Origin of the sequence: Amycolatopsis suaedae, assembly GCF_004214935.1 — a bacterium.
In the GTDB taxonomy this organism is placed as follows: domain Bacteria; phylum Actinomycetota; class Actinomycetes; order Mycobacteriales; family Pseudonocardiaceae; genus Amycolatopsis; species Amycolatopsis suaedae.
Genome location: NZ_SFCC01000005.1, coordinates 84,896 through 106,072, shown reverse-complemented (window position 1 = coordinate 106,072; position 21,177 = coordinate 84,896). Strand labels below are relative to the sequence as shown.

29 protein-coding genes and 1 riboswitch are annotated in these 21,177 nt (G+C 71.7%); of the genes, 21 read left to right on the top strand and 8 right to left on the bottom strand.

Annotated elements, in window-relative coordinates:
- Positions 1–94: 94 nt before the first annotated feature.
- From EWH70_RS11345 to EWH70_RS11325, 5 genes are all read left to right on the top strand, one after another.
- Positions 95–1,429, top strand: a complete 1,335-nt coding sequence (locus tag EWH70_RS11345; RefSeq protein WP_130475282.1) for an MFS transporter — start codon at positions 95–97, stop codon at positions 1,427–1,429.
- On the top strand, positions 1,426–2,817 hold the full coding sequence (locus tag EWH70_RS11340; protein WP_130475281.1) for a pyridoxal phosphate-dependent decarboxylase family protein: 1,392 nt from the start codon (positions 1,426–1,428) through the stop codon (positions 2,815–2,817). The genes EWH70_RS11345 and EWH70_RS11340 overlap by 4 nt, the downstream gene beginning before the upstream one ends.
- Positions 2,818–2,904: 87 nt before the next feature.
- Positions 2,905–3,303: a hypothetical protein gene (locus EWH70_RS11335; RefSeq protein ID WP_130475280.1), complete on the top strand. Its 399-nt coding sequence runs from the start codon at positions 2,905–2,907 to the stop codon at positions 3,301–3,303.
- A gap of 33 nt (positions 3,304–3,336) precedes the next feature.
- Positions 3,337–4,221, top strand: a complete 885-nt coding sequence (locus tag EWH70_RS11330) for an LLM class flavin-dependent oxidoreductase (protein ID WP_130475279.1) — start codon at positions 3,337–3,339, stop codon at positions 4,219–4,221.
- Between the two features lie 42 nt (positions 4,222–4,263).
- The gene (locus EWH70_RS11325) at positions 4,264–4,563 is read left to right on the top strand and encodes a hypothetical protein (protein WP_130475278.1); all 300 of its coding nucleotides are present in this window, start codon (positions 4,264–4,266) and stop codon (positions 4,561–4,563) included.
- Here the strand turns inward: EWH70_RS11325 and EWH70_RS11320 are convergent.
- The 4 genes from EWH70_RS11320 to mrf are packed head-to-tail and all read right to left on the bottom strand — an operon-like array spanning position 4,560 to position 7,016.
- Entirely contained in the window at positions 4,560–5,363 is an 804-nt protein-coding gene (locus tag EWH70_RS11320) for a class I SAM-dependent methyltransferase (RefSeq protein WP_130475277.1), read from the bottom strand. The two genes, EWH70_RS11325 and EWH70_RS11320, sit on opposite strands and share 4 nt — an antisense overlap.
- Positions 5,360–5,518 (bottom strand): 50S ribosomal protein L32, encoded by a 159-nt coding sequence (gene rpmF / locus EWH70_RS11315; protein WP_130475276.1) that lies wholly within the window; start codon positions 5,516–5,518, stop codon positions 5,360–5,362. Before rpmF ends, EWH70_RS11320 begins: the two co-directional genes overlap by 4 nt.
- The gene (locus tag EWH70_RS11310; protein ID WP_130475275.1) at positions 5,518–5,772 is read right to left on the bottom strand and encodes a type B 50S ribosomal protein L31; all 255 of its coding nucleotides are present in this window, start codon (positions 5,770–5,772) and stop codon (positions 5,518–5,520) included. The genes rpmF and EWH70_RS11310 overlap by 1 nt, the downstream gene beginning before the upstream one ends.
- The gene (gene mrf / locus EWH70_RS11305) at positions 5,769–7,016 is read right to left on the bottom strand and encodes a ribosome hibernation factor-recruiting GTPase MRF (protein WP_130475274.1); all 1,248 of its coding nucleotides are present in this window, start codon (positions 7,014–7,016) and stop codon (positions 5,769–5,771) included. The genes EWH70_RS11310 and mrf overlap by 4 nt, the downstream gene beginning before the upstream one ends.
- A 51-nt stretch (positions 7,017–7,067) precedes the next feature.
- Here mrf and rpmB point away from each other — a divergent pair, with 51 nt between their 5' ends.
- From rpmB to EWH70_RS11275, 6 genes are all read left to right on the top strand, one after another.
- A complete protein-coding gene (rpmB, locus tag EWH70_RS11300) occupies positions 7,068–7,304 on the top strand; it encodes a 50S ribosomal protein L28 (protein ID WP_130475273.1) in 237 nt (78 codons plus the stop codon).
- Positions 7,304–7,468, top strand: coding sequence for a 50S ribosomal protein L33 (rpmG, locus tag EWH70_RS11295; RefSeq protein WP_130475272.1), 165 nt, complete (start codon positions 7,304–7,306; stop codon positions 7,466–7,468). Before rpmB ends, rpmG begins: the two co-directional genes overlap by 1 nt.
- Complete coding sequence (rpsN, locus tag EWH70_RS11290) at positions 7,468–7,773, top strand: 30S ribosomal protein S14 (RefSeq protein ID WP_130475271.1); 306 nt, start codon at positions 7,468–7,470, stop codon at positions 7,771–7,773. Before rpmG ends, rpsN begins: the two co-directional genes overlap by 1 nt.
- 2 nt (positions 7,774–7,775) lie before the next feature.
- Positions 7,776–8,009: a 30S ribosomal protein S18 gene (gene rpsR / locus EWH70_RS11285; protein WP_130475519.1), complete on the top strand. Its 234-nt coding sequence runs from the start codon at positions 7,776–7,778 to the stop codon at positions 8,007–8,009.
- A 580-nt stretch (positions 8,010–8,589) separates the two neighbouring features.
- Positions 8,590–9,801, top strand: coding sequence for a uroporphyrinogen-III C-methyltransferase (gene cobA, locus EWH70_RS11280; RefSeq protein WP_130475270.1), 1,212 nt, complete (start codon positions 8,590–8,592; stop codon positions 9,799–9,801).
- Between the two features lie 80 nt (positions 9,802–9,881).
- A complete protein-coding gene (locus tag EWH70_RS11275) occupies positions 9,882–10,151 on the top strand; it encodes a hypothetical protein (RefSeq protein ID WP_130475269.1) in 270 nt (89 codons plus the stop codon).
- 1 nt (position 10,152) lies between these two features.
- On the opposite strand, the gene EWH70_RS11270 is transcribed toward EWH70_RS11275, so the two are convergent.
- Positions 10,153–11,031 carry an alpha/beta fold hydrolase gene (locus EWH70_RS11270; RefSeq protein ID WP_130475268.1) on the bottom strand — a complete coding sequence of 293 codons (879 nt, stop codon included), beginning with the start codon at positions 11,029–11,031 and terminating at the stop codon, positions 10,153–10,155.
- Positions 11,032–11,161: 130 nt separating this feature from the next.
- On the opposite strand from EWH70_RS11270, the gene EWH70_RS11265 reads away from it, so the two are divergent.
- The 8 genes from EWH70_RS11265 to EWH70_RS11230 all read left to right on the top strand — a co-directional run bounded on the left by EWH70_RS11265 (position 11,162) and on the right by EWH70_RS11230 (position 17,134).
- Positions 11,162–12,001, top strand: coding sequence for a crotonase/enoyl-CoA hydratase family protein (locus tag EWH70_RS11265; RefSeq protein WP_420809051.1), 840 nt, complete (start codon positions 11,162–11,164; stop codon positions 11,999–12,001).
- Positions 12,002–12,012: 11 nt separating this feature from the next.
- Positions 12,013–13,686 carry an AMP-binding protein gene (locus EWH70_RS11260; protein WP_130475266.1) on the top strand — a complete coding sequence of 558 codons (1,674 nt, stop codon included), beginning with the start codon at positions 12,013–12,015 and terminating at the stop codon, positions 13,684–13,686.
- A 168-nt stretch (positions 13,687–13,854) separates the two neighbouring features.
- A complete protein-coding gene (locus EWH70_RS11255) occupies positions 13,855–14,070 on the top strand; it encodes a hypothetical protein (RefSeq protein WP_130475265.1) in 216 nt (71 codons plus the stop codon).
- Between the two features lie 35 nt (positions 14,071–14,105).
- Positions 14,106–14,708 carry a cardiolipin synthase ClsA gene (gene clsA / locus EWH70_RS11250; protein WP_130475264.1) on the top strand — a complete coding sequence of 201 codons (603 nt, stop codon included), beginning with the start codon at positions 14,106–14,108 and terminating at the stop codon, positions 14,706–14,708.
- Between the two features lie 47 nt (positions 14,709–14,755).
- Entirely contained in the window at positions 14,756–15,142 is a 387-nt protein-coding gene (gene gcvH, locus EWH70_RS11245; protein WP_130475263.1) for a glycine cleavage system protein GcvH, read from the top strand.
- Positions 15,143–15,260: 118 nt separating this feature from the next.
- Entirely contained in the window at positions 15,261–15,725 is a 465-nt protein-coding gene (garA, locus tag EWH70_RS11240; RefSeq protein WP_130475262.1) for a glycogen accumulation regulator GarA, read from the top strand.
- 32 nt (positions 15,726–15,757) lie between these two features.
- Positions 15,758–16,474, top strand: a complete 717-nt coding sequence (ftsR, locus tag EWH70_RS11235) for a transcriptional regulator FtsR (RefSeq protein ID WP_130475518.1) — start codon at positions 15,758–15,760, stop codon at positions 16,472–16,474.
- Between the two features lie 186 nt (positions 16,475–16,660).
- Entirely contained in the window at positions 16,661–17,134 is a 474-nt protein-coding gene (locus EWH70_RS11230) for a bifunctional nuclease family protein (RefSeq protein ID WP_130475261.1), read from the top strand.
- 100 nt (positions 17,135–17,234) lie between these two features.
- On the opposite strand, the gene EWH70_RS11225 is transcribed toward EWH70_RS11230, so the two are convergent.
- Positions 17,235–17,861, bottom strand: coding sequence for a TetR/AcrR family transcriptional regulator (locus EWH70_RS11225; protein ID WP_130475260.1), 627 nt, complete (start codon positions 17,859–17,861; stop codon positions 17,235–17,237).
- Between the two features lie 223 nt (positions 17,862–18,084).
- On the opposite strand from EWH70_RS11225, the gene EWH70_RS11220 reads away from it, so the two are divergent.
- Positions 18,085–18,651 carry a MerR family transcriptional regulator gene (locus EWH70_RS11220; protein WP_130475259.1) on the top strand — a complete coding sequence of 189 codons (567 nt, stop codon included), beginning with the start codon at positions 18,085–18,087 and terminating at the stop codon, positions 18,649–18,651.
- 18 nt (positions 18,652–18,669) lie between these two features.
- Positions 18,670–18,767, top strand: a riboswitch (glycine riboswitch).
- Positions 18,768–18,921: 154 nt separating this feature from the next.
- On the opposite strand, the gene EWH70_RS11215 is transcribed toward EWH70_RS11220, so the two are convergent.
- Entirely contained in the window at positions 18,922–19,281 is a 360-nt protein-coding gene (locus EWH70_RS11215; protein WP_130475258.1) for a nuclear transport factor 2 family protein, read from the bottom strand.
- Positions 19,282–19,406: 125 nt separating this feature from the next.
- Between EWH70_RS11215 and EWH70_RS11210 the strand changes: the two genes are divergently transcribed.
- A complete protein-coding gene (locus EWH70_RS11210) occupies positions 19,407–20,186 on the top strand; it encodes a helix-turn-helix transcriptional regulator (protein WP_130475517.1) in 780 nt (259 codons plus the stop codon).
- Here the strand turns inward: EWH70_RS11210 and EWH70_RS11205 are convergent.
- Entirely contained in the window at positions 20,181–21,080 is a 900-nt protein-coding gene (locus EWH70_RS11205; RefSeq protein WP_240686932.1) for a hypothetical protein, read from the bottom strand. The genes EWH70_RS11210 and EWH70_RS11205 overlap by 6 nt on opposite strands.
- Positions 21,081–21,177: the final 97 nt, after the last annotated feature.

The following is a 21,177-nucleotide window of genomic DNA, read 5'->3' as shown; positions in this document are numbered from 1 at the left end:
GATCACGGGGGTGACACGATTCGGCCCAGCCGCTGGCGCGACGGTGCGCTCGCGGGAAAGAGTGCACTCGCGCCGACGAGAGGGCTGAACACCGATGGCTGAGCGCGCGGTCAAGGCCGTGGGACCCCGGTTGCCGATCCGCACGCAGATCGGCTTCGCCATGGGGTCGTTCGTCACCGGCCCCTTCGGCACCGTTCCCGGCCTCGTGCTGCTGCAGTACCTGACCGACACGATGGCCATCCCCGCCGCCATCGCCGGGGTGATCGTCGTGGTGCCCAAGGCGTGGGACGTGCTGTTCAACCCGGTGGCGGGCCGGCTGTCCGACGGGCACTTCGCCCGCACCGGCAGCAGGTTGCCGTACATGCTGCTCGGCGGCATCGGTGTGGCGGTGACGTTCGCGGCGTTGTTCGCCCACCCGGACTTCGGCGGTCGTACCTGGCTCGACGCCGGGTACGTGGTCCTGGTGTTCTTCCTGTGCGCCACGGCGTTCGCGTTCTTCCAGGTCCCGTACAACGCGCTGCCCGCGGAGCTGACCGACGACTACGCCCAGCGCACCCGGCTCACCAGCTGGCGCATCGCGTTCCTCGCCCTGGCCATCCTCGCGTCGGGCGGCGGGGTGCCGCTGATCACCGACGCGGTCGAGGGGGTCGCCGGCTACCGGATCATGGGTGTCGTCGTCGGTGTGATCATCGTGTCGGCGGCGATCGCCGTGTTCTTCATCCTGCGCCGGGCACCGGTGAGCGCCCTGCGTCAGCCCACCCCCCGCTGGCGGGAGCTGCTGGCGGTGCTGAAGAGCTGGCGCCCGTTCCGCTGGCTGCTCGGGATCTACTTCGTTCAGTCGCTCGGCGTCAGCACCCTGCTCGCGGGGGTGCCGTACATGGCACGCGACGGCCTCGACGCCTCCGGCCTGCGGACGCCGTTGTTCGCGGGATTCGTCGGCCCGGCGCTGGTGGTCATGCCGCTGTGCGTGGTGCTGAGCGACCGCCTGGGCAAGGTCGCGGGCCTGCGCATCTTCACGGTGGTGTTCGGGATCGCGATGCTCGGGCTGCTGGGCTCGCCGGTGCTGCCGCTCGCGGTCGTGTTCTTCTTCGTCGCACTGGCCGGGATCGGCTACGCGGGCATGCAGGTCTTCCCGCTGGCCATCCTGCCCGACCTGATCGCCGCCGAGGAGGAACGTACCGGCAACACGACCGCGGGCGTCGCCGCCGGGGTGTGGACCGCGGCCGACACCCTCGGCCTCGCGCTCGGGCCGGGACTGTTCGGCGTGATCATCCAGATCGGCGGCTACGTGCCCAGTCTGGACGGGTCGGCCATCCAGCCGGACAGCGCCGTCACCGCGATCTTCGTCGGTTTCGCACTGGTACCGGCGATCCTGGTGCTCACCGCCCTGCCGCTGGCCCGTCGCAAGCTGCTGGACCTGCGCGCGTGACCGACGTCCTCGCCGAGCTGCACGCGCTGCGGGCCGGGGACCTTCCCACCCACGGCGGCCGGACGCTGGCCTACGTCTACGACAGCGGTCTGTCCGAAGTGGACGAAATCGGCGCGGACGCACACGCGGCGGCCGCCGGGACCAACGGACTCGACCCGACGGCGTTCCCCAGCGTGGCGCGTATGGAGAACGACATCGTCGCCACGGCGTCGCGGCTGCTCGGCGGGAATGCGGACACGGCCGGCTCGGTGACCTCGGGCGGCACCGAGTCGTGCCTGCTGGCCGTGCTCGCCGCGCGGGACGGGCGTCCGGACCCGTCGCTGGTGCTGCCCAGCACGGCGCACGCGGCGTTCCACAAGGCCGCGCACCTGTTCGGCCTGCGGGTGATCCAGGTGCCGGTGGACCCGGTGACGTTCCGCGCCGACCCCGCGGCGACGGCGGCCGCCATCGACGACAGCACGGTCCTGGTGGTCGCCAGCGCGCCGTCGTACGCGCACGGCGTGATCGACTCGATCCCGGAGATCGCCGCCGCCGCGGCCGACCGTGGCGTGCGGATGCACGTCGACGCCTGCATCGGCGGCTGGGTGCTGCCCTACCTGCGCCGCCTCGGCGAGGACGTGCCGCCGTTCGACCTGTCGGTTCCCGGTGTCACCAGCCTGTCGGTGGACCTGCACAAGTACGCCTACTGTCCCAAGGGGACCTCGGTGCTGCTGCATGCCGACGCCGGCCTGCGGCGCGGGCACTACTTCGCCAGCGCGGCCTGGCCCGGCTACACGATGCTCAACTCCACCCTGCAGAGCACCCGCTCGGGCGGACCGCCCGCGGCCGCCTGGGCGGTGCTGCGGCACCTCGGCGACGACGGTTACCTGCGTCTGGCGCAACGGGTACGGGACGCGGTGGCCCGCATCCGGGCCGGCATCGAGGGCATACCGGGCCTGCGGGTGCTCGGCGACCCCGGCTCGACGCTGCTGGCCGTCGCGTCCGACGAGGTGGACCTGTTCGTCGTGGCCGACGAGATGACCGCGCGGGGCTGGTACACGCAGCCGCAGTTCGCCTACCAGTCGTCGCCGGTCAACCTGCACCTCACCATCACCGCGGCCAATCACGGCAGCGAGGCCGCGTTCGTCGCCGACCTGACCGCCGCCGTGGCAGCGGCCCGCGCGCTCGGGCCCACCGAGGTCGCGCCCGAGCTGGCCGCGGCGATCGCCGCGCTGGACCCGGAGACGCTGACGGCGGAGCAGTTCGCGGGCCTGCTCGCCGGGGCCGGACTGGGGCAGGGTGGCGGGCTGCCGGAGCGCATGGCTCCGGTCAACGCCCTGCTGGCCGCGGCGCCGCCCCGGCTGCGGGAACGGCTGCTGCTGGAGTTCCTCGGCACCGTCTACCGGTGATCCACGTCCGTGTGAACTCCGGCGCCGCCGGGCCGTCCCGGTCGCACAATTGATCACGGCCATCACCCGCGGGAAAGGGGTTCCGTGATGCGTACCCGAGCCATTCTCCTCGCCCTCGCCACCGCGTTCGCCCTCGTGCTGGCGGCGCCCGTGTCGTCGGCAGCCGAGACGGCAGGCAAACCGCTGAAGGTCCACGCCAAACTGGACAAGAGCCAGGTCAAGGTCGGTGAGAAGGTCAAGCTCAAGGGCAGCCTCGAGGTGGTCGCCGGGGACCACGCCGCCGGCCTGGAGCCGCTGCTGGTGCAGAAGCTGGAAGCCGGTGCGTGGGTGACCATCGCCGACACCTCGTGCAGGCCGAACGGCCGCTACAGCCTCAGCCTGAGCTTCCACGTCGCCGCGTCGCTGTCGCTGCGCGTCTTCTACCCGGGGACCACGCTCTACGCGTCGACGTCCTCGTCGGTGCTGGGGCTCGTCGTCATCGGTTGACCTCCAGCAACGTAGAGGTTGCAGGATCGCTCCATGGACATCGGAGTGATCCTGCCGTCGGTCGACGCCCAGCGGCAGCAGGGCCTCGACCTGCGTGACGCCGCCCGGCACGCCGAGGCGGCCGGCCTGGACAGCGTGTGGCTGGGCGACCACCTGGCGACCGGTACCCCGGTACTGGACAGCGGCCTGGGGCTGGCCACCGCCGCGGCGGTCACCGAACGGGTCCGCGTCGGGATCAGTGTGTTCGTCCCCGCCATCCGCCCGGTGGTGTGGGCGGCCAAGCAGATCGCCAGCCTGCAGTACCTGTCCGGCGGCAGGCTGATCCTCGGGATCGGGTCGGGCGGGGGAGCGGAGCAGTGGGCGGCGGCCGAGGTTCCGTTCGCCGAACGCGGTCCGCGGACCGACCGGGCGCTGCGGCTGCTGCCCGACCTGCTGGCGGGCAAGCCGACCCTGGTCGACGGAGCGGAGGGGGAGACGGTCGTGGAACTGGCCCCCGCCGTCGCCGTTCCGCCGCTGTGGGTGGGCAACCACTCGGCCGTCGCCCGCCGCCGCGCGGTCGCCGCGGGGGACGCCTGGTTCCCCTCGCTGATCACCGCCGAGCGGCTCGCGGCGGGCGCCGCCGATCTCGCCGAGCGCTCCGCGGGGCGGGCCGCCCCGGCGATCGCCATCGGCGGGCTCGCCGCGCTGGGCGACGGTGTCCCGTCGGCGGCGGAACTCGGCGCAGGGATCGCCGGCGCCTACGGGATGCCGCTCGACCAGGCGGTGACGATCCCGCTCACCGGCACCCCGGAGGCGGCCGCCGAGAGGCTGGCCGCCTACGCCGCCGCCGGTGCGAGCCACGCCGTGCTCGGCGTCGCGGGCCCGGACTGGCGCCGCCAGGTCGACCTGCTCGCACGCACCCGTTCCCTGATGGAGTGACCCGCCCAGCGGGGTCGTGGCGATCGGGTGACACTCGGGGGCATGACTGCGGCAACTCACGTCGAACACGCCGGACACGACCACGTCCACGGGGAGGGCTGCGGGCACGTCGCCGTTCCGCACGGGTCGCATGTGGACTACGTGCACGACGGTCACCTGCACCGCGCGCACGAGGGGCACTACGACGAGTGCGAGCCGGGCGGCCACACCGTGCACGAGGCACACGACCACGTGCACGGCGACGGCTGCGGCCACGTCGCCGTCCCGCACGGTGACCACGTCGACTACCTGCACGACGGGCACCGCCACGCCGGGCACGGCGACCACTACGACGAGCACTAAGAGCGTGTCGCTCCGACGGCCACCAGGGTGGACGCGTCCAGTTCGGTGACACCGGCCTCGGCGAGGCCGGCGACGAACCGGTCCCGGACGCGGGCCAGCGCGGCCTCGTCCAGGCCGCCGACGAAGGCACGCATGGCGGCGCCCAGGTAGAACGACCAGGCGTCGGCGGAGTGGAACGGCTGCACGAACCGGATCTCCGCGACGGTCACGCCGGTCAGGCCCAGCGAGGTCATCCAGGCCGCGAGCGTCTCGGGCCGGTCGATGCGGCCGGCGGGCCCGGGATCGCCGACGTGGGCGGCGAGTTCCGGCCGTTCGGGGACCGCCGCGGCCATGCCGATGGGGACGACGCGGGCCATCCCGTCGTGCCGCCAGGTGGTGACCGCGAACCGCCCGCCGGGGCGCAGCAGGCTCACCAGCCGCCGGGCGCCCGCATCCATGTCCGGGAAGAAGAACACGCCGTACCCGCACTGCACGAGGTCGTACTCGCCGTCCCAGGTCAGCACGTCGTGCTCGGCGAACCGCACGTTGCCCAGTCCGCGGACCCGGGCCTCGGCCCGGCCCTGTTCGAGCAGGCCGGCCGCCACGTCAACGGCGTCGACCCGGCCGTCCGGCCCGACCGCCGCCGCGGCGGGCAGCGCCGAGGCTCCCGCGCCGCAGCAGGCGTCGAGGACCCGATCACCCGGCCGGGGCCGGACGGCGGCGACGGAGATCTCGCCCAGCGGCCGCCACAGCCTGCCCGACCACCGGGCGAACTCGCCGGCAGCGGCGCCGAAGACGGTTCCGGCGAAGTCGGGCTTCACCGGCCGTACCGCTGGAAGTACCGGACCAGCCGCCGGGGGACCAGCCTGCGCTCGCCGTCGACCACGATCGGCACCAGGTCCGGCGCCTGCGCCTTCCACTGGGCCCGCCGCGACCGGGTGTTGCTGCGTGAGGTCCTGCGCTTGGGAACGGCCATCAGCGCGCGTCCCTCCTGCCGTAGCGGCGGTGGAACTTCTCCACCTGGCCCGCGGAGTCCATGATACGGCGCGTGCCGGTCCAGAACGGGTGCGACCACGAGCTGACGTCGACCAGAACCAGGGGATAGGTGTTGCCGTCGGACCACTCGATGGTGCGGTCCGAGGTGATGGTGGACCGGGTGAGGAACGCGTCCCCGGTCGACGAGTCCTGGAACACCACCGGTCCGTACTCGGGGTGGATGCCTGGTTTCACTGCTGTCCGTTCTCCTTCCGGCTGCTCGCCGTCACGTCGTCGCGGGTGGTCTCGGTGTCCTCGCACGGTTCGGCGTGCCACTCGCCGAACGGGTCGGGGTAGTGCCGCCAGGCCGGCTCTCCGTCGGCCAGTTCGGCGTCGGTGAGCAGGGCCTCGTCGAGTGCCGCCCGGATCTCCGAGGGGGCGGCGTGCTGGGTGACGACGACCAGTTCCTGGGCCCGGTCGCCGAACACGGGGTCCCAGCGCAGCGACGCGAGGGTGCGCCGCTCCGGGGATACGGCGTCCCACGCCGGGCCGTCGTCGGCGGCCAGCCACGGTCCGGCGTGGCCGATGCCGAGCCCGCCGCCCGCCGACTCGACCCACAGCGCGACGTCGGGCTGGCTGGCCACCCAGACCCGGCCGCGGGTGCGGACGACGCCGTCGAGCAGGGTGTCGATGGCCTCGTGCAGGCGCTCCGGGTGGAACGGCCTGCGTGCGGTGTAGTGCAGCAGCGCGATTCCGCAGTCGGAGTCCAGTGGCGGCTGGCCGTGCAGCAGTGTCCCGTGTGGATCCGCGACGGCGCCGCGCCGGGCGTGCCGGGGAACTGCGGCCAGCAGGTTCTCACGGTCCAGTGTGGACAGAGCGGGCCGCGGTGCGGTGGAGGCCACCCGGTCGAGCACCGCGGCCGTCGTCGCCGCGGTCCACGCGTCCGGCGCGGTGCCGTGCAGCGCGAGGACGTCGGCCGACTCGACCTGGGCCAGTGCCACCTGGGCGAGCGTGCGCTCGTCGTCCGGGCTGCCGTGCAGGCCCCGGTCGGACAGCGCGGCGTCACCGGTGGCGTCGCCGAGCCAGGTGGCGACGTCGACGGTGGCGACGACGGCGTCGATCCGCAGGAAGTCCAGCACCGTCCGGTCGCCGACGAGCACGTTGGTCAGCGACCACACCACGCGCTCGGGCTCCATCGCCTCGTCCAGGTGCAGGACGACCCGGCCGACCTCGGGACGCTGCGAGAGCGTGCGCAGCAGCGGCAGCAGGTCCTCCCGCAGGGTGCAGGACACGCAGCCGTGCGCGAGTTCGAGGGTGGTCAGCTGGTCACGGGCGCCGAGCCGCACGCGCCGGCGCACGATGCCCTCGCCGATGCGGCGCAGGTCGTGGTGGACGACGGCGGTCGCCGGATCACCGGCCCGCAGTGTCTCGGCCAGTTCGGCGTTGGCGGCGGCGTTGAGACCGCAGATCAGGGTGAGGGGTGGTCGGAGGTCGGTCACGGCTGTGTAGAGTAGATGAAAATGAGTTCCATTACCAACTTGGGAGGGCGGATGTCGGCCGTGTGCCAGGTCACCGGACGCAAACCGGGATACGGCAAACAGGTGTCGCACTCCCACCGGCGCAGTTCCCGCCGGTGGGAGCCGAACCTGCAGACCCGCAGGTACTGGCTGGCCAGTGAGGGCCGCTGGATCAGGCTGCGGGTGTCGGTGAAGGGCATGCGCACCATCGACCGGCACGGGATCGAGGCCGTGGTGGCGCGGCTGCGCGCCCGGGGGGAGCGGATCTGATGGCACGCAACGACGTTCGTCCGATCGTGAAGCTGCGGTCGACGGCGGGCACCGGGTTCACCTACGTGACGCGCAAGAACCGCCGCAACGACCCGGACCGGCTGGTACTGCGCAAGTACGACCCCATCGTGCGCAGGCATGTCGAGTTCAAGGAGGACCGCTGATGGCGAAGAAGTCGAAGATCGCCAAGGACGCCCAGCGCCGCGTGGTCGTCGCCCGGTACGCGCAACGCCGGGCGGAGCTGAAGCGGATCGTGGCGGCTCCCGGCTCGAGCGCACAGGAGCGCGCCGCGGCCGTGTCGGCACTGCAGGCGCTGCCCCGCGACGCAAGCCCGACGCGGCTGCGCAACCGCGACGTCGCCGACGGCAGGCCGAGGGGATACCTGCGCAAGTTCGGCCTTTCCCGGGTCCGGATGCGGCAGATGGCACACGACGGCCAGCTGCCGGGCGTGTCGAAGGCGAGCTGGTGACGATGTCCCGTAACTACTCGCGGCCCGTGCGCCGCAAGCGCAACCCGCTGCCGAAGGGCATGTCCGAAGTGGACTGGAAGGACGTCGACCTGCTGCGGCGGTTCATCTCCGACCGAGGCAAGATCCGCGCGCGGCGGGTCACCGGGCTCACGCCGTACCAGCAGAAGCAGGTGGCGACGGCCATCAAGAACGCCAGGGAGATGGCGCTGCTGCCCTACCCGAGCAAGGGCCGCTAGCGTCGGTGCCGTGCAAAGCACGTGAAGGCCACCTTCACCACGTAACACGTCAGGGCCCCGGCAAAGTCGGGTGTCCGGTAGGGCGTGGCGAGCGGCCCGTTCGCGCGAGTCGTACGTTCCGGGGCGCGAGTCGTACGTTCTGACACGCGAGTTGTACGTTCCCGCCCGCCTGGTCCCACTGTCCGCCACGCCGGTTCCAGAGGGCGAGGCAACCGGCCCTGGGTAAAGCTCGTGAAGGCCACCTTCATTACGTCTCATGTGGTGAAGGTGGCCTTCACGTGCTTGTGCCCGACGCGCGATGGTCTCGTTCGTGGTGGCAGCTGGGGCGGGTGTGGTGCTCGGTGGTGATGTGACCGGTGAGCACGGAGTGGATGGCGTCCCAGTCCGTGAAAGCGCCCCCTTCCACAGCAGGGCCCGCGCCCGCACCGCCAACGAGACCACCATCCCACCGGACTCCGCCGGGGCCCTGACGTCTCACGTAATGAAGGGGGCCTTCACGAGCCTGGCCAGGCGCACAGCCGGGACGCGCCACCGGGCCCTGCCCGCGCGCGGGCAGGCGGTCCGTTGCATGCTCTACGCCATGCCCGAGGACCTGCACTACCTTTCCGGACTCGACCTCTCCGGCCGCCGGGTCGTCGTGGTCGGCGGCGGGATGGTCGCCCAGCGGCGCCTGCCCCGGCTGATCGACGCCGGGGCCGCCGTCGAGGTGGTCGCGCCGTCGGCCACCCCCGCCGTCGAGGCGATGGCCGATGCCGGGGAGCTGCGCTGGCACCGCCGCCCCTACCGGGCCGGCGACCTCGGCGGCGCCTGGTACGCGCTGGCCTGCACCGACAGTCCCGAGGTCAACGCCGCCGTGTGTGCCGAGGCAGAGTCCGAGCGGGTGTTCTGCGTGCGGGCGGACTCCGGCGTCAGCGGCAGCGCCGTCACCCCGGCCACCGGGCGGCACGGCGGGGTCCTGGTCGGCGTGCTCTCCGGCGGTCAGCCGCGGCGCTCGGCCGCCGTGCGTGACGGCATCCTGGACGGCCTGCGGTCCGGCGCGGTGACCACGCAGCGCGACGACGAGCTGCGCGGGGTGGCGCTGGTCGGCGGCGGTCCGGGGGACGCCGAGCTGATCACCGTGCGCGGGCGCAGGCTGCTCGCGCACGCCGACGTCGTCGTGGTCGACCGGCTGGGCCCGAGGGAACTGCTCGACGAGCTGCCCGCCGGTGTCGAGGTGATCGACGCGGCGAAGATCCCCTACGGCAGGGCCGCCAACCAGGACGTGATCAACGCCACGATCATCGAGCACGCCAAGGCGGGCAAGTTCGTGGTGCGTCTCAAGGGCGGCGACCCGTACGTGTTCGGCCGCGGGTTCGAGGAGGTGCTCGCCTGCGCCGAGGCCGGGGTGCCGGTCACCGTCGTGCCGGGCGTGACCAGCGCGTTCGCCGTCCCCGCCGTCGCCGACGTCCCGGTCACCCACCGCGGGGTCGCGCACGAGGTCGTCGTCGTGTCCGGCCACGTGCCGCCGGGCCACGAGAGTTCGCTGACCGACTGGGCGGCGCTGGCGCGGCTGCGCGGGACGATCGTGCTGATGATGGGCGTGGAACGGCTGGCCGAGTTCGCCGGCGTGCTGCTGGCGGGCGGGCGGCCCGCGGACACTCCGGTGGCGATCGTCGAGGACGGCACCATGCGCACCCAGCGCGTGCTGCGTTCGACGCTGGACGCCGTCGCCGAGCAGGCCCGGGCGGCCGGCGTGCGCCCGCCGGCGATCGTGGTGATCGGGCCGGTCGCGGCGCTGGCGCCCCAGCCCTGACTCCGTCCACAGATCGTTTACAACCGATCCGCAAGCGGTGTTGTCTACGGTCAGGGGCTCTTCCAACTACGGAGGTACCCATGAGAAAAGTCGGTTCGCTGCTCGCGATCGCCGCGGCGGCGTCGTCGCTCGCCTTCGTCGCCGGTGGGACCGCGTCCGCCACCGAGCAGGCACAAGCTTCACCGCTGGGCCGCTGGGTCTACATCGGCCCGTGGGAGGAGGACCCCGAGGGCTGCAAGCAGTCGAAGGCGAACTCGTTCGGAAAACCCACCAGCCCGGCGGGACCGGACTGCGCCAAGGGAGTGAACGCGGGCGTGGTGATTTATTACTACTACCGCTGGGAGGAGTGACTCAGGTAGCCCGGCCGTAGCGGCGGTCGACGAAGTCGATGATCGCGTCGGTCAGCCTGCCGGGGTCGAACCGCAACTCCACCGGGCTGCGGGCCTGCAGGAACTCGGCGTCCGGCAGGTCCGCGGCCAGGGTGTCGGCGTCGCCGAAGGGATGGATCGGGTCCCGCTGATGGCCGATCACCAGCGCCGGGACGTCGATGCGGCGGCGCACCGACTTCGGCGGCGCGATCCGGCCGAACAACACACCGTGCAGCAGCGCGGCCATCGGCGCCGGCTGCTGGTCGAGCGTGTCGGTGACGACGTCGACCCACTGGTTGCCGTGCGGCACCCGGCCGGCCAGCGCCGCGACACCCCGCACGGTGAACGGGACGAACCGGGCGGCGAACAGCAGCGGCGCGAACGTCAGCAGCCCGGCGACGATGGCGTTGTCCAGCACCGGCATCTCGACGACGATCCCGTGCAGCCGCTCCGGCGCCGCGACCGCCACCTCCAGCGACACGTTGGCCCCCAGCGACGTCCCGCCGACGACCGCCCGGTCGATCCCGAGGTGGTCCAGCAGCGCCACCGTCTGATCGGCGAAGGCGGGCATGGAGTACAGCCACGACTCGGTCGGCCGGTCCGACTCGCCGTGCCCGAGCAGGTCCAGCGTCACCACCCGGTACCCGGCGACGGCCAGCCTGCGGGCCAGCGGGGCGTGCATCCGCCGGGTGAACATGATCCCGTGGCTGAGCACCACGACGTCGGCGCCGGTGCCGTACTCGGTGTAGGCGAGCCGGTGGCCCTCGTGCGTGAACGAGCCGGCCAGCTCGATCGGGCGGGCCGGGCGCGTGGCCGCGACCTGCCTCGGGGCGTCCAGTGTCACGGCGTTGGCCACGTTCATGCGCGTACCGCCCTTCCCCGACGTTGTCGCTGTCGTCCAAGGAAACCATCCCGCCCCGGGGGTTGGCAGCCCGCCAGCGGGGTCACCCCGGCGGTGGCCCCGCGTGCCCGGCTGGGTGAAGATGGCAGCCATGACTGACGCCGCCACCCTCGACAACCTGGTCTCGCTCAAGGTGGACCGCAGCGACCACGTCGCCGAGGTGACCCTGCTCGGCCCCGGCAAGGGCAACGCGATGGGCCCCGACTTCTGGCGCGAACTGCCCGTCGTGTTCAACGCCCTCGACGCCGACCCCGAGGTCCGCGCCGTCGTGCTGACCGGCAGCGGCAAGCACTTCTCCTACGGCCTCGACCTGCCCGCGATGATGCCGAGCTGGGGCGAGATGCTCGGCGGGCAGGCGCTGGCAGGCCCGCGCACCCGCTTCCTCGACGAGATCCGCAGGCTGCAGGCGTCGGTGTCGTCGGTCGCACAGTGCCGCAAGCCGGTGATCGCGGCGGTGTCCGGCTGGTGCGTCGGCGGCGGCGTCGACGTCATCAGCGCCGCCGACATCCGCCTGGCCAGCGCCGACGCCAAGTTCAGCGTGCGGGAGGTGCGGGTGGCGATCGTCGCCGACCTGGGCAGCCTGCAGCGGCTGGCCGGCATCGTCGGCGAGGGACACCTGCGGGAGCTGGCGTTCACCGGCAAGGACATCGACGCCGCCCGTGCCGAGCGGATCGGGCTGGTCAACGACGTCCACCCGGACCAGGACGCCGTACTGGCCGCGGCCCGCGAACTGGCCGCCGAGATCGCCGCGAACCCGCCGCTGGTCGTCCAGGGCGTCAAGGACGTCCTGGACGTCAACGTCGCGCAGCGGGTCGGCGACGGCCTGCGGTACGTCGCGTCGTGGAACGCGGCCTTCCTGCCCAGCAAGGACCTGGCCGAGGCCACCCAGGCGTTCCTGGAGCGGCGCGAGCCGAAGTTCACCGGCGAGTAGAGAGGCGATCGATGAGCAACGACGCTCACCAGCGGTTCCGGCGGGCACGCGACTACCTGCTCGCGCACCGGGAGGACTACGACACCGCCTACCGCGACTTCGCGTGGCCGGAACTCACCGAGTTCAACTGGGCGCTGGACTGGTTCGACGTCGTCGCCGCCGATCCCGCCAACGCCGATCGTTACGCGCTGTGGATCGTGGAGGAGGACGGCAGCGAGAACCGCTGGACGTTCCCCGAGATGTCCCGCCGCTCCAACCAGGTCGCCAACTGGCTGCGCTCGCTCGGCGTCGGCAGGGGAGACCGGATCATCCTGATGCTCGGCAACCAGGGCGAGCTGTGGGAGACGATCCTGGCCGCGATCAAGCTGGGTGCGGTCATCATCCCGGCGTCGACCCTGCTCGGGCCCGCCGACCTGGCCGACCGGGTGGACCGCGGCGGCGCGCGGCACGTGGTCGTGCGGGCCGCCGACACGGAGAAGTTCGCCGGTGTGCCGGGCGGCTACACGCGCATCGCCGTCGGCGGCGGTGACGGCTGGCACGACTTCGCCGACGCCTACGGTCAGCCGGACTCGTTCGAGCCGGACGGGCCGACCGCGGCCGGGGACCCGCTGCTGCTGTACTTCACCTCGGGCACCACCGCCAAGCCGAAGCTGGTGCAGCACACGCACGTGTCCTACCCGGTCGGCCATCTGTCCACAATGTACTGGATCGGGCTGGAGCCGGGGGACGTCCACCTCAACATCTCGTCACCCGGCTGGGCGAAGCACGCCTGGAGCAACGTCTTCGCCCCGTGGAACGCCGAGGCCACGGTGTTCCTGTACAACTACACCCGCTTCTCGGCGCCCGCGCTGATGGAGCAGATGGACCGCTGCGGCATCACCAGCTTCTGCGCGCCGCCGACGGTGTGGCGGATGCTCATCCAGGCCGACCTGACGGTCCTGCGCACGCCGCCGCGCAAGGTGGTCGGTGCGGGCGAGCCGCTCAACCCGGAGGTCATCGAGCAGGTCCAGCAGGCCTGGGGGATCACCATCCGGGACGGGTTCGGGCAGACCGAGAGCAGCGTCCAGATCGCCAACACCCCAGGCCAGCCGGTCAAGCCCGGCTCGATGGGCCGCGCGCTGCCCGGGTTCACCGTGGCGCTGGTCGACCCGGTGACGGGGGAGCGGGCGAGCGAGGGGGAGATCTGCCTCGACCTGGACCACCGGCCGGTCGGGCTGATGGTCGGCTACGCCGACGACGACGAGCGGACCGCGAGCGCGTTCTCCGGCGGCTTCTACCACACCGGCGACGTCGGCTCGGTCGACGAGGACGGCTACGTCACCTACGTCGGGCGCACCGATGACGTGTTCAAGGCGTCGGACTACCGGATCTCGCCGTTCGAGCTGGAGAGCGTGCTGCTGGAGCATCCGGCGGTCGCGGAGGCGGCCGTGGTGCCCGCGCCGGACCCGATCCGGCTGGCCGTGCCGAAGGCCTACGTCGTGCTGGCCGCCGGCCACGAGCCGGACGCGGCGACGGCCCGGGACATCCTGGCGTTCTGCCGGGAGCACCTGGCGCCGTACAAGCGGATCCGCAGGCTGGAGTTCGCCGAGCTGCCCAAGACGATCTCCGGCAAGATCCGCCGCGTCGAGCTGCGCGGCCGCGAGAGCGGCGAGCGTCCCCCCGGCGAGTTCCGCGAGGACGACTGACCCGGCGGGGGCGTCCGGCCCGCCCTCTGTCCACAGTGGACTCGACTCGTTCACTCTCTGTTGTCAGGGTGAAAATCCGGGTGAAATCGAGACGAAGTCGTTAACGATCACCGCTCGCGTGCCGACAGACCGGGTGAAGATCTCCCGCAACCCCGACCGCGAGAAGTGATGACGCACCACAGCACGACCCCAGAGTCCCCACTCGCCACCGACCTACCCCCGACCACACCGTGCACCGTCGTGTGGAGCCTCGGCCGTCCCTACGTCCTGGAGGGCGGCTCCGGCAGGCCCCGCTGGATGGGCACCGACGGCCGGGGCCGCCCGCAGGCACTCACGGGCGCCGACCTGCGCAAACGCGGCTGGAGCTTTCGCCCGGTCCACTGACCGGGTCCCGCCGCGTGCGCGGATAAGGTGAGCTCGTGAGCGAGCCCGCCGAACCCTCCCTGGCACGTCAGGCACTGACCGTGCCCAACCTGCTGTCCATCCTGCGGCTGGCCGGCGTCCCGGTCTTCCTCTGGCTCCTGCTGGGGCCGCGGGAGGACGGCTGGGCCATCGCGGTGCTCGTGTTCGGCGGCTTCACCGACTGGCTGGACGGCAAGCTCGCCCGCTGGCTCGACCAGGCCAGCAGGCTGGGCAAACTGCTCGACCCGGCCGCCGACCGGCTCTACATCGTCGCCACCCTCATCGCCTTCCTGATCAGGGAAATCGTTCCGTGGTGGGTGGTCGCCGCGCTCGTCCTGCGCGAGCTGGTCGTCGGCGTCTGCGTGCTGGTGCTGCGCCGCGGCGGGTTCGCCCCGCCGGAGGTGACCTACGTCGGCAAGGGCGCCACCTTCGTGCTGATGTACGCCTTCCCGTTCCTGCTGCTCATGCAGGGTGGCTCGACGCTGGCCGAGGTCGCCCGCCCGATCGCCTACGCCTTCATGACCTGGGGCGGGGTGCTCTACGTGTGGTCCGGCGCGCTCTACGTGATGCAGACCGTCCGCGCGCTGTCACCGGCTCGGGGTGCCGCGACCGTGCCGTAGGTGGCAGACTTCCGCGCAACGCAACAGTGGCAGGAAAGGGGAACGGGGTGTCCGCTCCGGAGGAGCTGCGCTACACCGAGGAACACGAGTGGGTCGCCACCCGCGACGCCGGCTCGGTACGCGTCGGGATCACCGAGTACGCCCAGGACCAGCTCGGCGACGTGGTGTTCGTCGACCTGCCCGAGGTCGGCACCGAGGTCACCGCCGGTGAGACGTTCGGTGAGGTCGAGTCCACGAAGAGCGTGTCGGAGCTGTTCGCGCCGCTGGACGGCGAGATCGTCTCGGTCAACGCGGCGGTGGCCGAGTCACCCGAGTTGATCAACAGCGACCCCTACGGCGAGGGCTGGCTGGTCGAGATCCGGCTCAGCGACGACGCGGCGGTCGACGGCCTGCTGGATTCCGAGGCCTACCAGCGGCTGACCACCGCCCAATAGGCGGGCCGGTTGGGGGAGCCGCCACTCCCCGCATCGATCAGGCACGGTACGTTGGCCATGACGACCACAACACCGTCGCGAAGTACCGAAAACCTTTCAGTGCGTTAGGAGAGCTCAGGTGAGCACGAACGACGGGCCCGGTGTTCCCCCGGAGCAGTCTCCGGAGCGGACCTCCGTCTTCCGGGCCGACTTTCTCGCCGACATGGAGGGCCAGGAAGCCCAGGCGCCGGAGCCCCCTGTCGCCGGTGTCGACGCGCTGCCTGCCGGCTCGGCCCTGCTGGTCGTCAAGCGCGGCCCCAACGCGGGCTCGCGGTTCCTGCTGGACCGCGACAACACGAGCGCGGGCCGGCACCCGGACAGCGACATCTTCCTCGACGACGTCACCGTGTCGCGCAGGCACGCGGAGTTCCGGCGTGAGGGCGGCGAGTTCGTCGTCATCGACGTGGGCAGCCTGAACGGCACCTACGTCAACCGCGAGCCGGTCGACCAGGCTGTCCTGGCCGGCGGCGACGAGGTGCAGATCGGCAAGTTCCGGCTGGTCTTCCTCACCGGCCCGGGTCACGGGGGCCAGGGGGCACGGTGACGGCGGCGTCCCCGCGGCCACAGCGAGATGGGCTGAGCATCGGCGCCGTGCTGGCACAGCTGCGCGGCGAGTTTCCCGATGTCACCATCTCCAAGATCCGGTTCCTGGAGTCGGAGGGATTGGTCCAGCCGGGCCGGACACCCTCCGGGTACCGGCAGTTCGCCGCGGCGGACGTCGAGCGCCTGCGGTTCGTGCTGTCGGCACAGCGGGACCACTACCTGCCGCTCAAGGTCATCAAGGAGCAGCTGGACGCGGCGGACGCCGGCGCCGAGCCGGTGGCGCCCGCGGTCAAGCTGCCGCGGAAGCTGGTCGCGCTCGGTACCCAGTCGGCCCAGCGCGGTGACCTGCCCTGCGCGGCGGACTTCGACCAGGGCAGGAGTGCCCGGCTGACGCAGGAGGACCTGCTCGCCGAGGCCGGCGTGGACGCCGCGCTGCTGGCCGAGCTGCAGCAGTACGGCCTGGTCCGGCCCGGCCCGGCCGGGTTCTACGACCCGGACGCGGTGCTGGTGGCCAAGACCGTCAAGGCGATGACCGAGTTCGGTATCGAACCGAGGCACCTGCGGGCGTTCCGCGCTTCGGCGGACCGGGAAGTCGGCCTGCTGGAGCAGATCGTGACTCCGGTCTACCGGCACCGCGACGCCGACGCGAAGGCCAGGGGCGACGAGATGGTCCGCGAACTGGCCGCGTTGTCCGTGACACTGCATACGTTGCTGGTCAAAGCGGGTATCCGAGGTGTCACCGGCGCCTGAGTGCCCGGAAGGTCGGTAACACCCCAGTTTCCAGTAGTTCGTTGACGCTGCCGAATGCCGTACGGTGAAGAGGTGGGAGTCCTCGGCGAGGACTCGAGGTAGCCGGTGAAGCGAGCACAGGACTGTTCCGGCGGGTAGCGTCGGCGGTGCTGGAGCCCGTGAGCAGGAGAAGGGAGGCGAAGTCCGATGAGCGAGATGCGCGTCGTCGGCGTGCGGGTCGAGCTGCCCGCGAACCAGCCGATCTTGTTGCTACGGGAGACCGAGGGCGAGCGCTACCTGCCCATCTGGATCGGCTCGGTGGAAGCCACCGCGATCGCCTTGGAACAGCAGGGCGTCCGACCCGCCCGTCCGCTCACCCACGACCTGCTCAAAGAGGTCATCGGCGCGCTGGGCCGGGAGCTGGAGCAGGTCGTGATCACCGATCTGCGGGAAGGCACCTTCTTCGCGGAGCTGGTCTTCGACGGCGACATCAGGGTCTCCGCGCGGCCGAGCGACTCGGTGGCGCTGGCACTGCGGGTGGGTGTCCCCATCCACGCCGCGGAGTCGGTGCTCGACGAGGCCGGCCTGATCATCCCGGACGAGCAGGAGGACGAGGTCGAGAAGTTCCGCGAGTTCCTCGACTCCGTCTCCCCGGAGGACTTCCGCGGCGCCGACACCTGAGCTTTCCAGCACGGGAAGGCCACCTTCAGTACGCCATGGAGGTGGCCTTCCCGTGCTTTAGGGAGCCGGGCCCGACCGCGCCCGAGCGGAGCGAGGGCAGTCAAACACGGGTGGCGCGGTCGAACAGGTTGGCCAGTTCACGGCCGCAGTGGGCCAGATCCAGGTCCGGCTCGGCGGCCAGGCGGGTGGCGACGCCGTCGATGGCCTGCCGGATGGCCAGCGCCATCAGCGGCACGTCGAACTCGCCGAACACGCCTTCCCGCTGTCCCTGCCGCAGCTGCCGCTCGATCCGCCCGACCCGCATCTCCCGCAGCACCGGTTCGTTGAACATCTGCGTGCCAGCCGAGTCACGTGCGTTCGCGCAGATCTCGGCCACCGCCAGTGCCCCGTCCGGATGCCTGCCGAGGAACTCCACCTCCGAGGTGATGTAGGCCCGCAGCAGGGCCGCCCGGTCGGTGGTCCCGTCGATCCGCTCGCCGAGGAACTCGTCCTTCACCTGGAACACCGTGCCGATGATGGCGCTCATCAGCTCGGCCTTGTCCGCGAAGTGGTACGAGATCATCCGCGTGCTGCTCAGCCCCGCCCGCTCGACGATGCGGGCGAACGACGCCCTGGCGTAGCCGAGTTCGGCGATCACCTCGACCGCCGCGCCGATGATCTGGGCCCGCCGGGCCTGCTCGGTGACGGTGCGTCCAGTGTCCGGCTGCGTGTCGTGATTTACCTGCATGAGTAAAAGATAACACAGGCAAGTAAATACCCCAAAGTCTCAAGTTCGACTTGAGGTGCCCGCGCGTCGCGTTGACCGGGTCGACACGGCGGCTTACCGTCATCCGTAGTGGGAATCTCGAAGGTGTGATTACGCCTTTCGGGGCAAGCATTTCGTGATTCCATTACCGTCATTCCGGCGGGATCGTTCGCCAGCCCGGTTCGCCGGGCGAGGGGAGGCATGCGTGGTCGAGGAAAGGCCGTTCGAGGTCGCCGCCGGTGAGCAGGGTGAACTGTTCCCCGACGCGTCGCTGCCGGACGAGCTGGTCGGCTACCGGGGCCCCGCGGCGTGCCAGATCGCGGGCATCACCTACCGCCAGTTGGACTACTGGGCACGCACCAAACTGGTCGCGCCGAGCATCCGCACCGCCCACGGGTCGGGCTCGCAGCGGCTGTACTCGTTCAAGGACATCCTCGTCCTGAAGGTCGTCAAGCGGCTGCTGGACACCGGCGTCTCCCTGCAGAACATCCGGGTCGCCGTCGAGCACCTGCGGGCCAGGGGAGTACGTGACCTGGCCAAGGTCACGCTCTTCTCCGACGGCACCACGGTCTACGAGTGCACCTCGCCGGAGGAGATCGTCGATCTGCTGCAGGGCGGCCAGGGCGTGTTCGGCATCGCGGTCAGCGGCGCCATGCAGGAGATCAGCGGGACGATCCACGAGTTCCCGGCCGAACGGGCCGACGGCGGCGAGATCGAGTCGGCCCAGCCCGACGAGCTGACCCTGCGCCGCAACGCCAGGCGTACCGGGTAAGCTTCGGCACGCGGTCGTAGAACCCGCGCGGGAGAGTCCGGTCCGACACCTCGGGCCGGCGCCGAAGGAGCAAAACCTCCCCGGAACCTCTCAGGCACACGGACCGCGCGGACGAGACGCCTCTGGAAAGTGGGCCACGGGTCACCCGCCCGGCCGGCTCCGCCGAAGGTGCAAACCCGGACCAACACCCGGGTGAACCTCTCAGGCGCCCTCACGGGTATTGACAGAGTGGGGAGGCCATCCGTCCAGGGGACGGATGGCCGTCGGACATCAGCCCGGCACCTTGTCCAGGAAGCCCTGTACCCGGTCGATCCGCCCGTCGCGGATCTCGATCACGTCGAAGCCGATCACCAGTGCTTCCGCGCCCTCCGGGCCGGCGTGCCAGGTGAACCTGGCGATGTCGTGGTGCCCGTCGACCTGCCCGCCGAGCCGGAGCGGCATCCCGCCCAGCTGCTGCTGTGCGGCGGCGACGAACCCGTCGATCCCGTCCCCGCCGGCCACCTCACCGAGCGGGTCGGTGTACCGGGCGGCCTCGGTGAACAGCGCGTCGATCAGCTCCCTGCGTTTGGCCGGGTCGGTTTCGTTCCACACGTCGAGGTAGCGGTGGGCGAGTGCGGTGTAGTCGGTCATCGGGTGGCCCTTTCTCGTTGTCGTGCCACAACTCTGGCGACGGCCGCGGGGCGCGTCGATTACCTCGCGGGTAATGGCGGTGGCGACCCGGCGGCTTCTAGGCTCAGCTGGTGACGACAGCGACGATGCGGCGCCCGGTGGGGGAGCTGCTGCGGCAGTGGCGGGACCGCAGGCGGATCAGCCAGCTCGACCTGGCGCTCACCGCGTCGGTGTCCGCCCGGCACCTCAGCTTCGTGGAGACCGGGCGGGCGAAGCCGAGCCGGGACCTGGTGCTGCGGCTGGGGGAGCACCTGGACGTGCCGCTGCGCGAACGCAACGGGCTGCTGCTGGCGGCCGGTTACGCCCCCGCCTACCCGGAGAACGCGCTGACCGACCCGGCGATGGCAGCGGCCCGCGACGCGGTCCGCACCCTGCTGGCCGCGCACGAGCCGCTGCCCGCGGTGGTGGTGGACCGGGGCTGGAATCTGGTCGACCGCAACGCGGGCACCGACCTGCTGCTCGACGGGGTGGCCGCCGAACTGCTCGAACCTCCCGTGAACGTCCTGCGGCTGACCCTGCACCCCGGCGGGATGGCCCCGCGGATCGCCAACCTCGGCCAGTGGCGCGCGCACCTGCTCGGCAGGCTGCGCCGCGAGGTCGCGGCGTCGGCCGACGGCGAGCTGGCCGAACTGCTGACCGAGCTACGCGGTTACCCGTGTGCCGACGAGGTTCCCGACGTCGAGGTGCCGGACCCGAGCCACATCCTGGTGCCGTTGCGGATCCGCCACGGCGGCGCCGAACTGGCGTTCCTCGGCACGGTCGCCACGTTCGGCACGCCGCTGGACGTCACGCTGGCCGAGCTGTCGATCGAGTCGTTCTTCCCCGCGGACGCGGCGACCGCCGCCGTGCTGCGCCGCGGGTCATGAGGTGGCTTTGAGCCCGGCCTGGGTGAAGTCGGCCTGCTGAGCGGGTTCCAGGAGGAAGTCGCGGAACTGCTGGGCGGCCCGCTGGTGCACCTCGTCGAGACCCGCGCCGGCCAGGCTCACGTACGGGTAGTCCGCCGACCGGGCCGACGCCACCGAGGCAGCGGGGGAGCCGATCATCTCCGGCTTGGCGTTCTTGAGCTCGCTGGTCCACAGCGACGCCTCGGGCAGCCAGGCGGCGGGCAGGCCGCCGATGGTGTCCAGCGGGATGCGGCCGGTCAGCGCGTTGAGCACCTGTTCCGACGGCGAGGACGCGATCTGCACAGTGACGCAGTGGGACTGCACCACGGTCTTGGCCCCGTTCCACTTGCCCGCGGCCTTGGCCAGCGGGACCTCCGCGCTCGGCGCGACCATGACGCGCAGCGTGGTGTCGCCCTTGGAGCAACTGGCCGCCTCGGCTTCGGCGCGGCTGTTCAGCACGCTGTCCGCCCAGCTCCAGCCGAAGTAGCCGAGGCCGGCCAGCAGAACGAGGACCGCGACCGCGATCGGCCACTTCGCCACCCGGCGGCGCGGCGCCCTGCCGATGGCCCGGTGGCTGCCGGTGGAGGTGACGGCCTGGTGCGTTCCGGTGCTCGTGCGCCGGTCCACCGGCTGGTGCCTGCCGGTGGTGGTCCGCCGGTCGCGGACCGGCTGGTGCTGCCCGGTCGCCGTCCGCCGGTCGGCGGCCGGAAACTGCCCGGTGGGGGTACGCCGGTCCCCGGCGGGATGCTGGCGGACGACCGGCCGGTGGCTTCCGGTGGTCGTGCGCCGGTCATGCTGCGGGTACGGGGGACGCTGGGGGTGGCGGGGAACCCGCTGACTCGGGGTGGGGTCCTCGGGCCGGCTGTGTCGCCCCATCAATGTCCCTTTCCGCGCCGGGGTTGACTGCGCTGAGTATGTGCAACCAAAACGTTATCACTCTAACAGGCGTATTTCGGTGGGCAAACATAGTGAC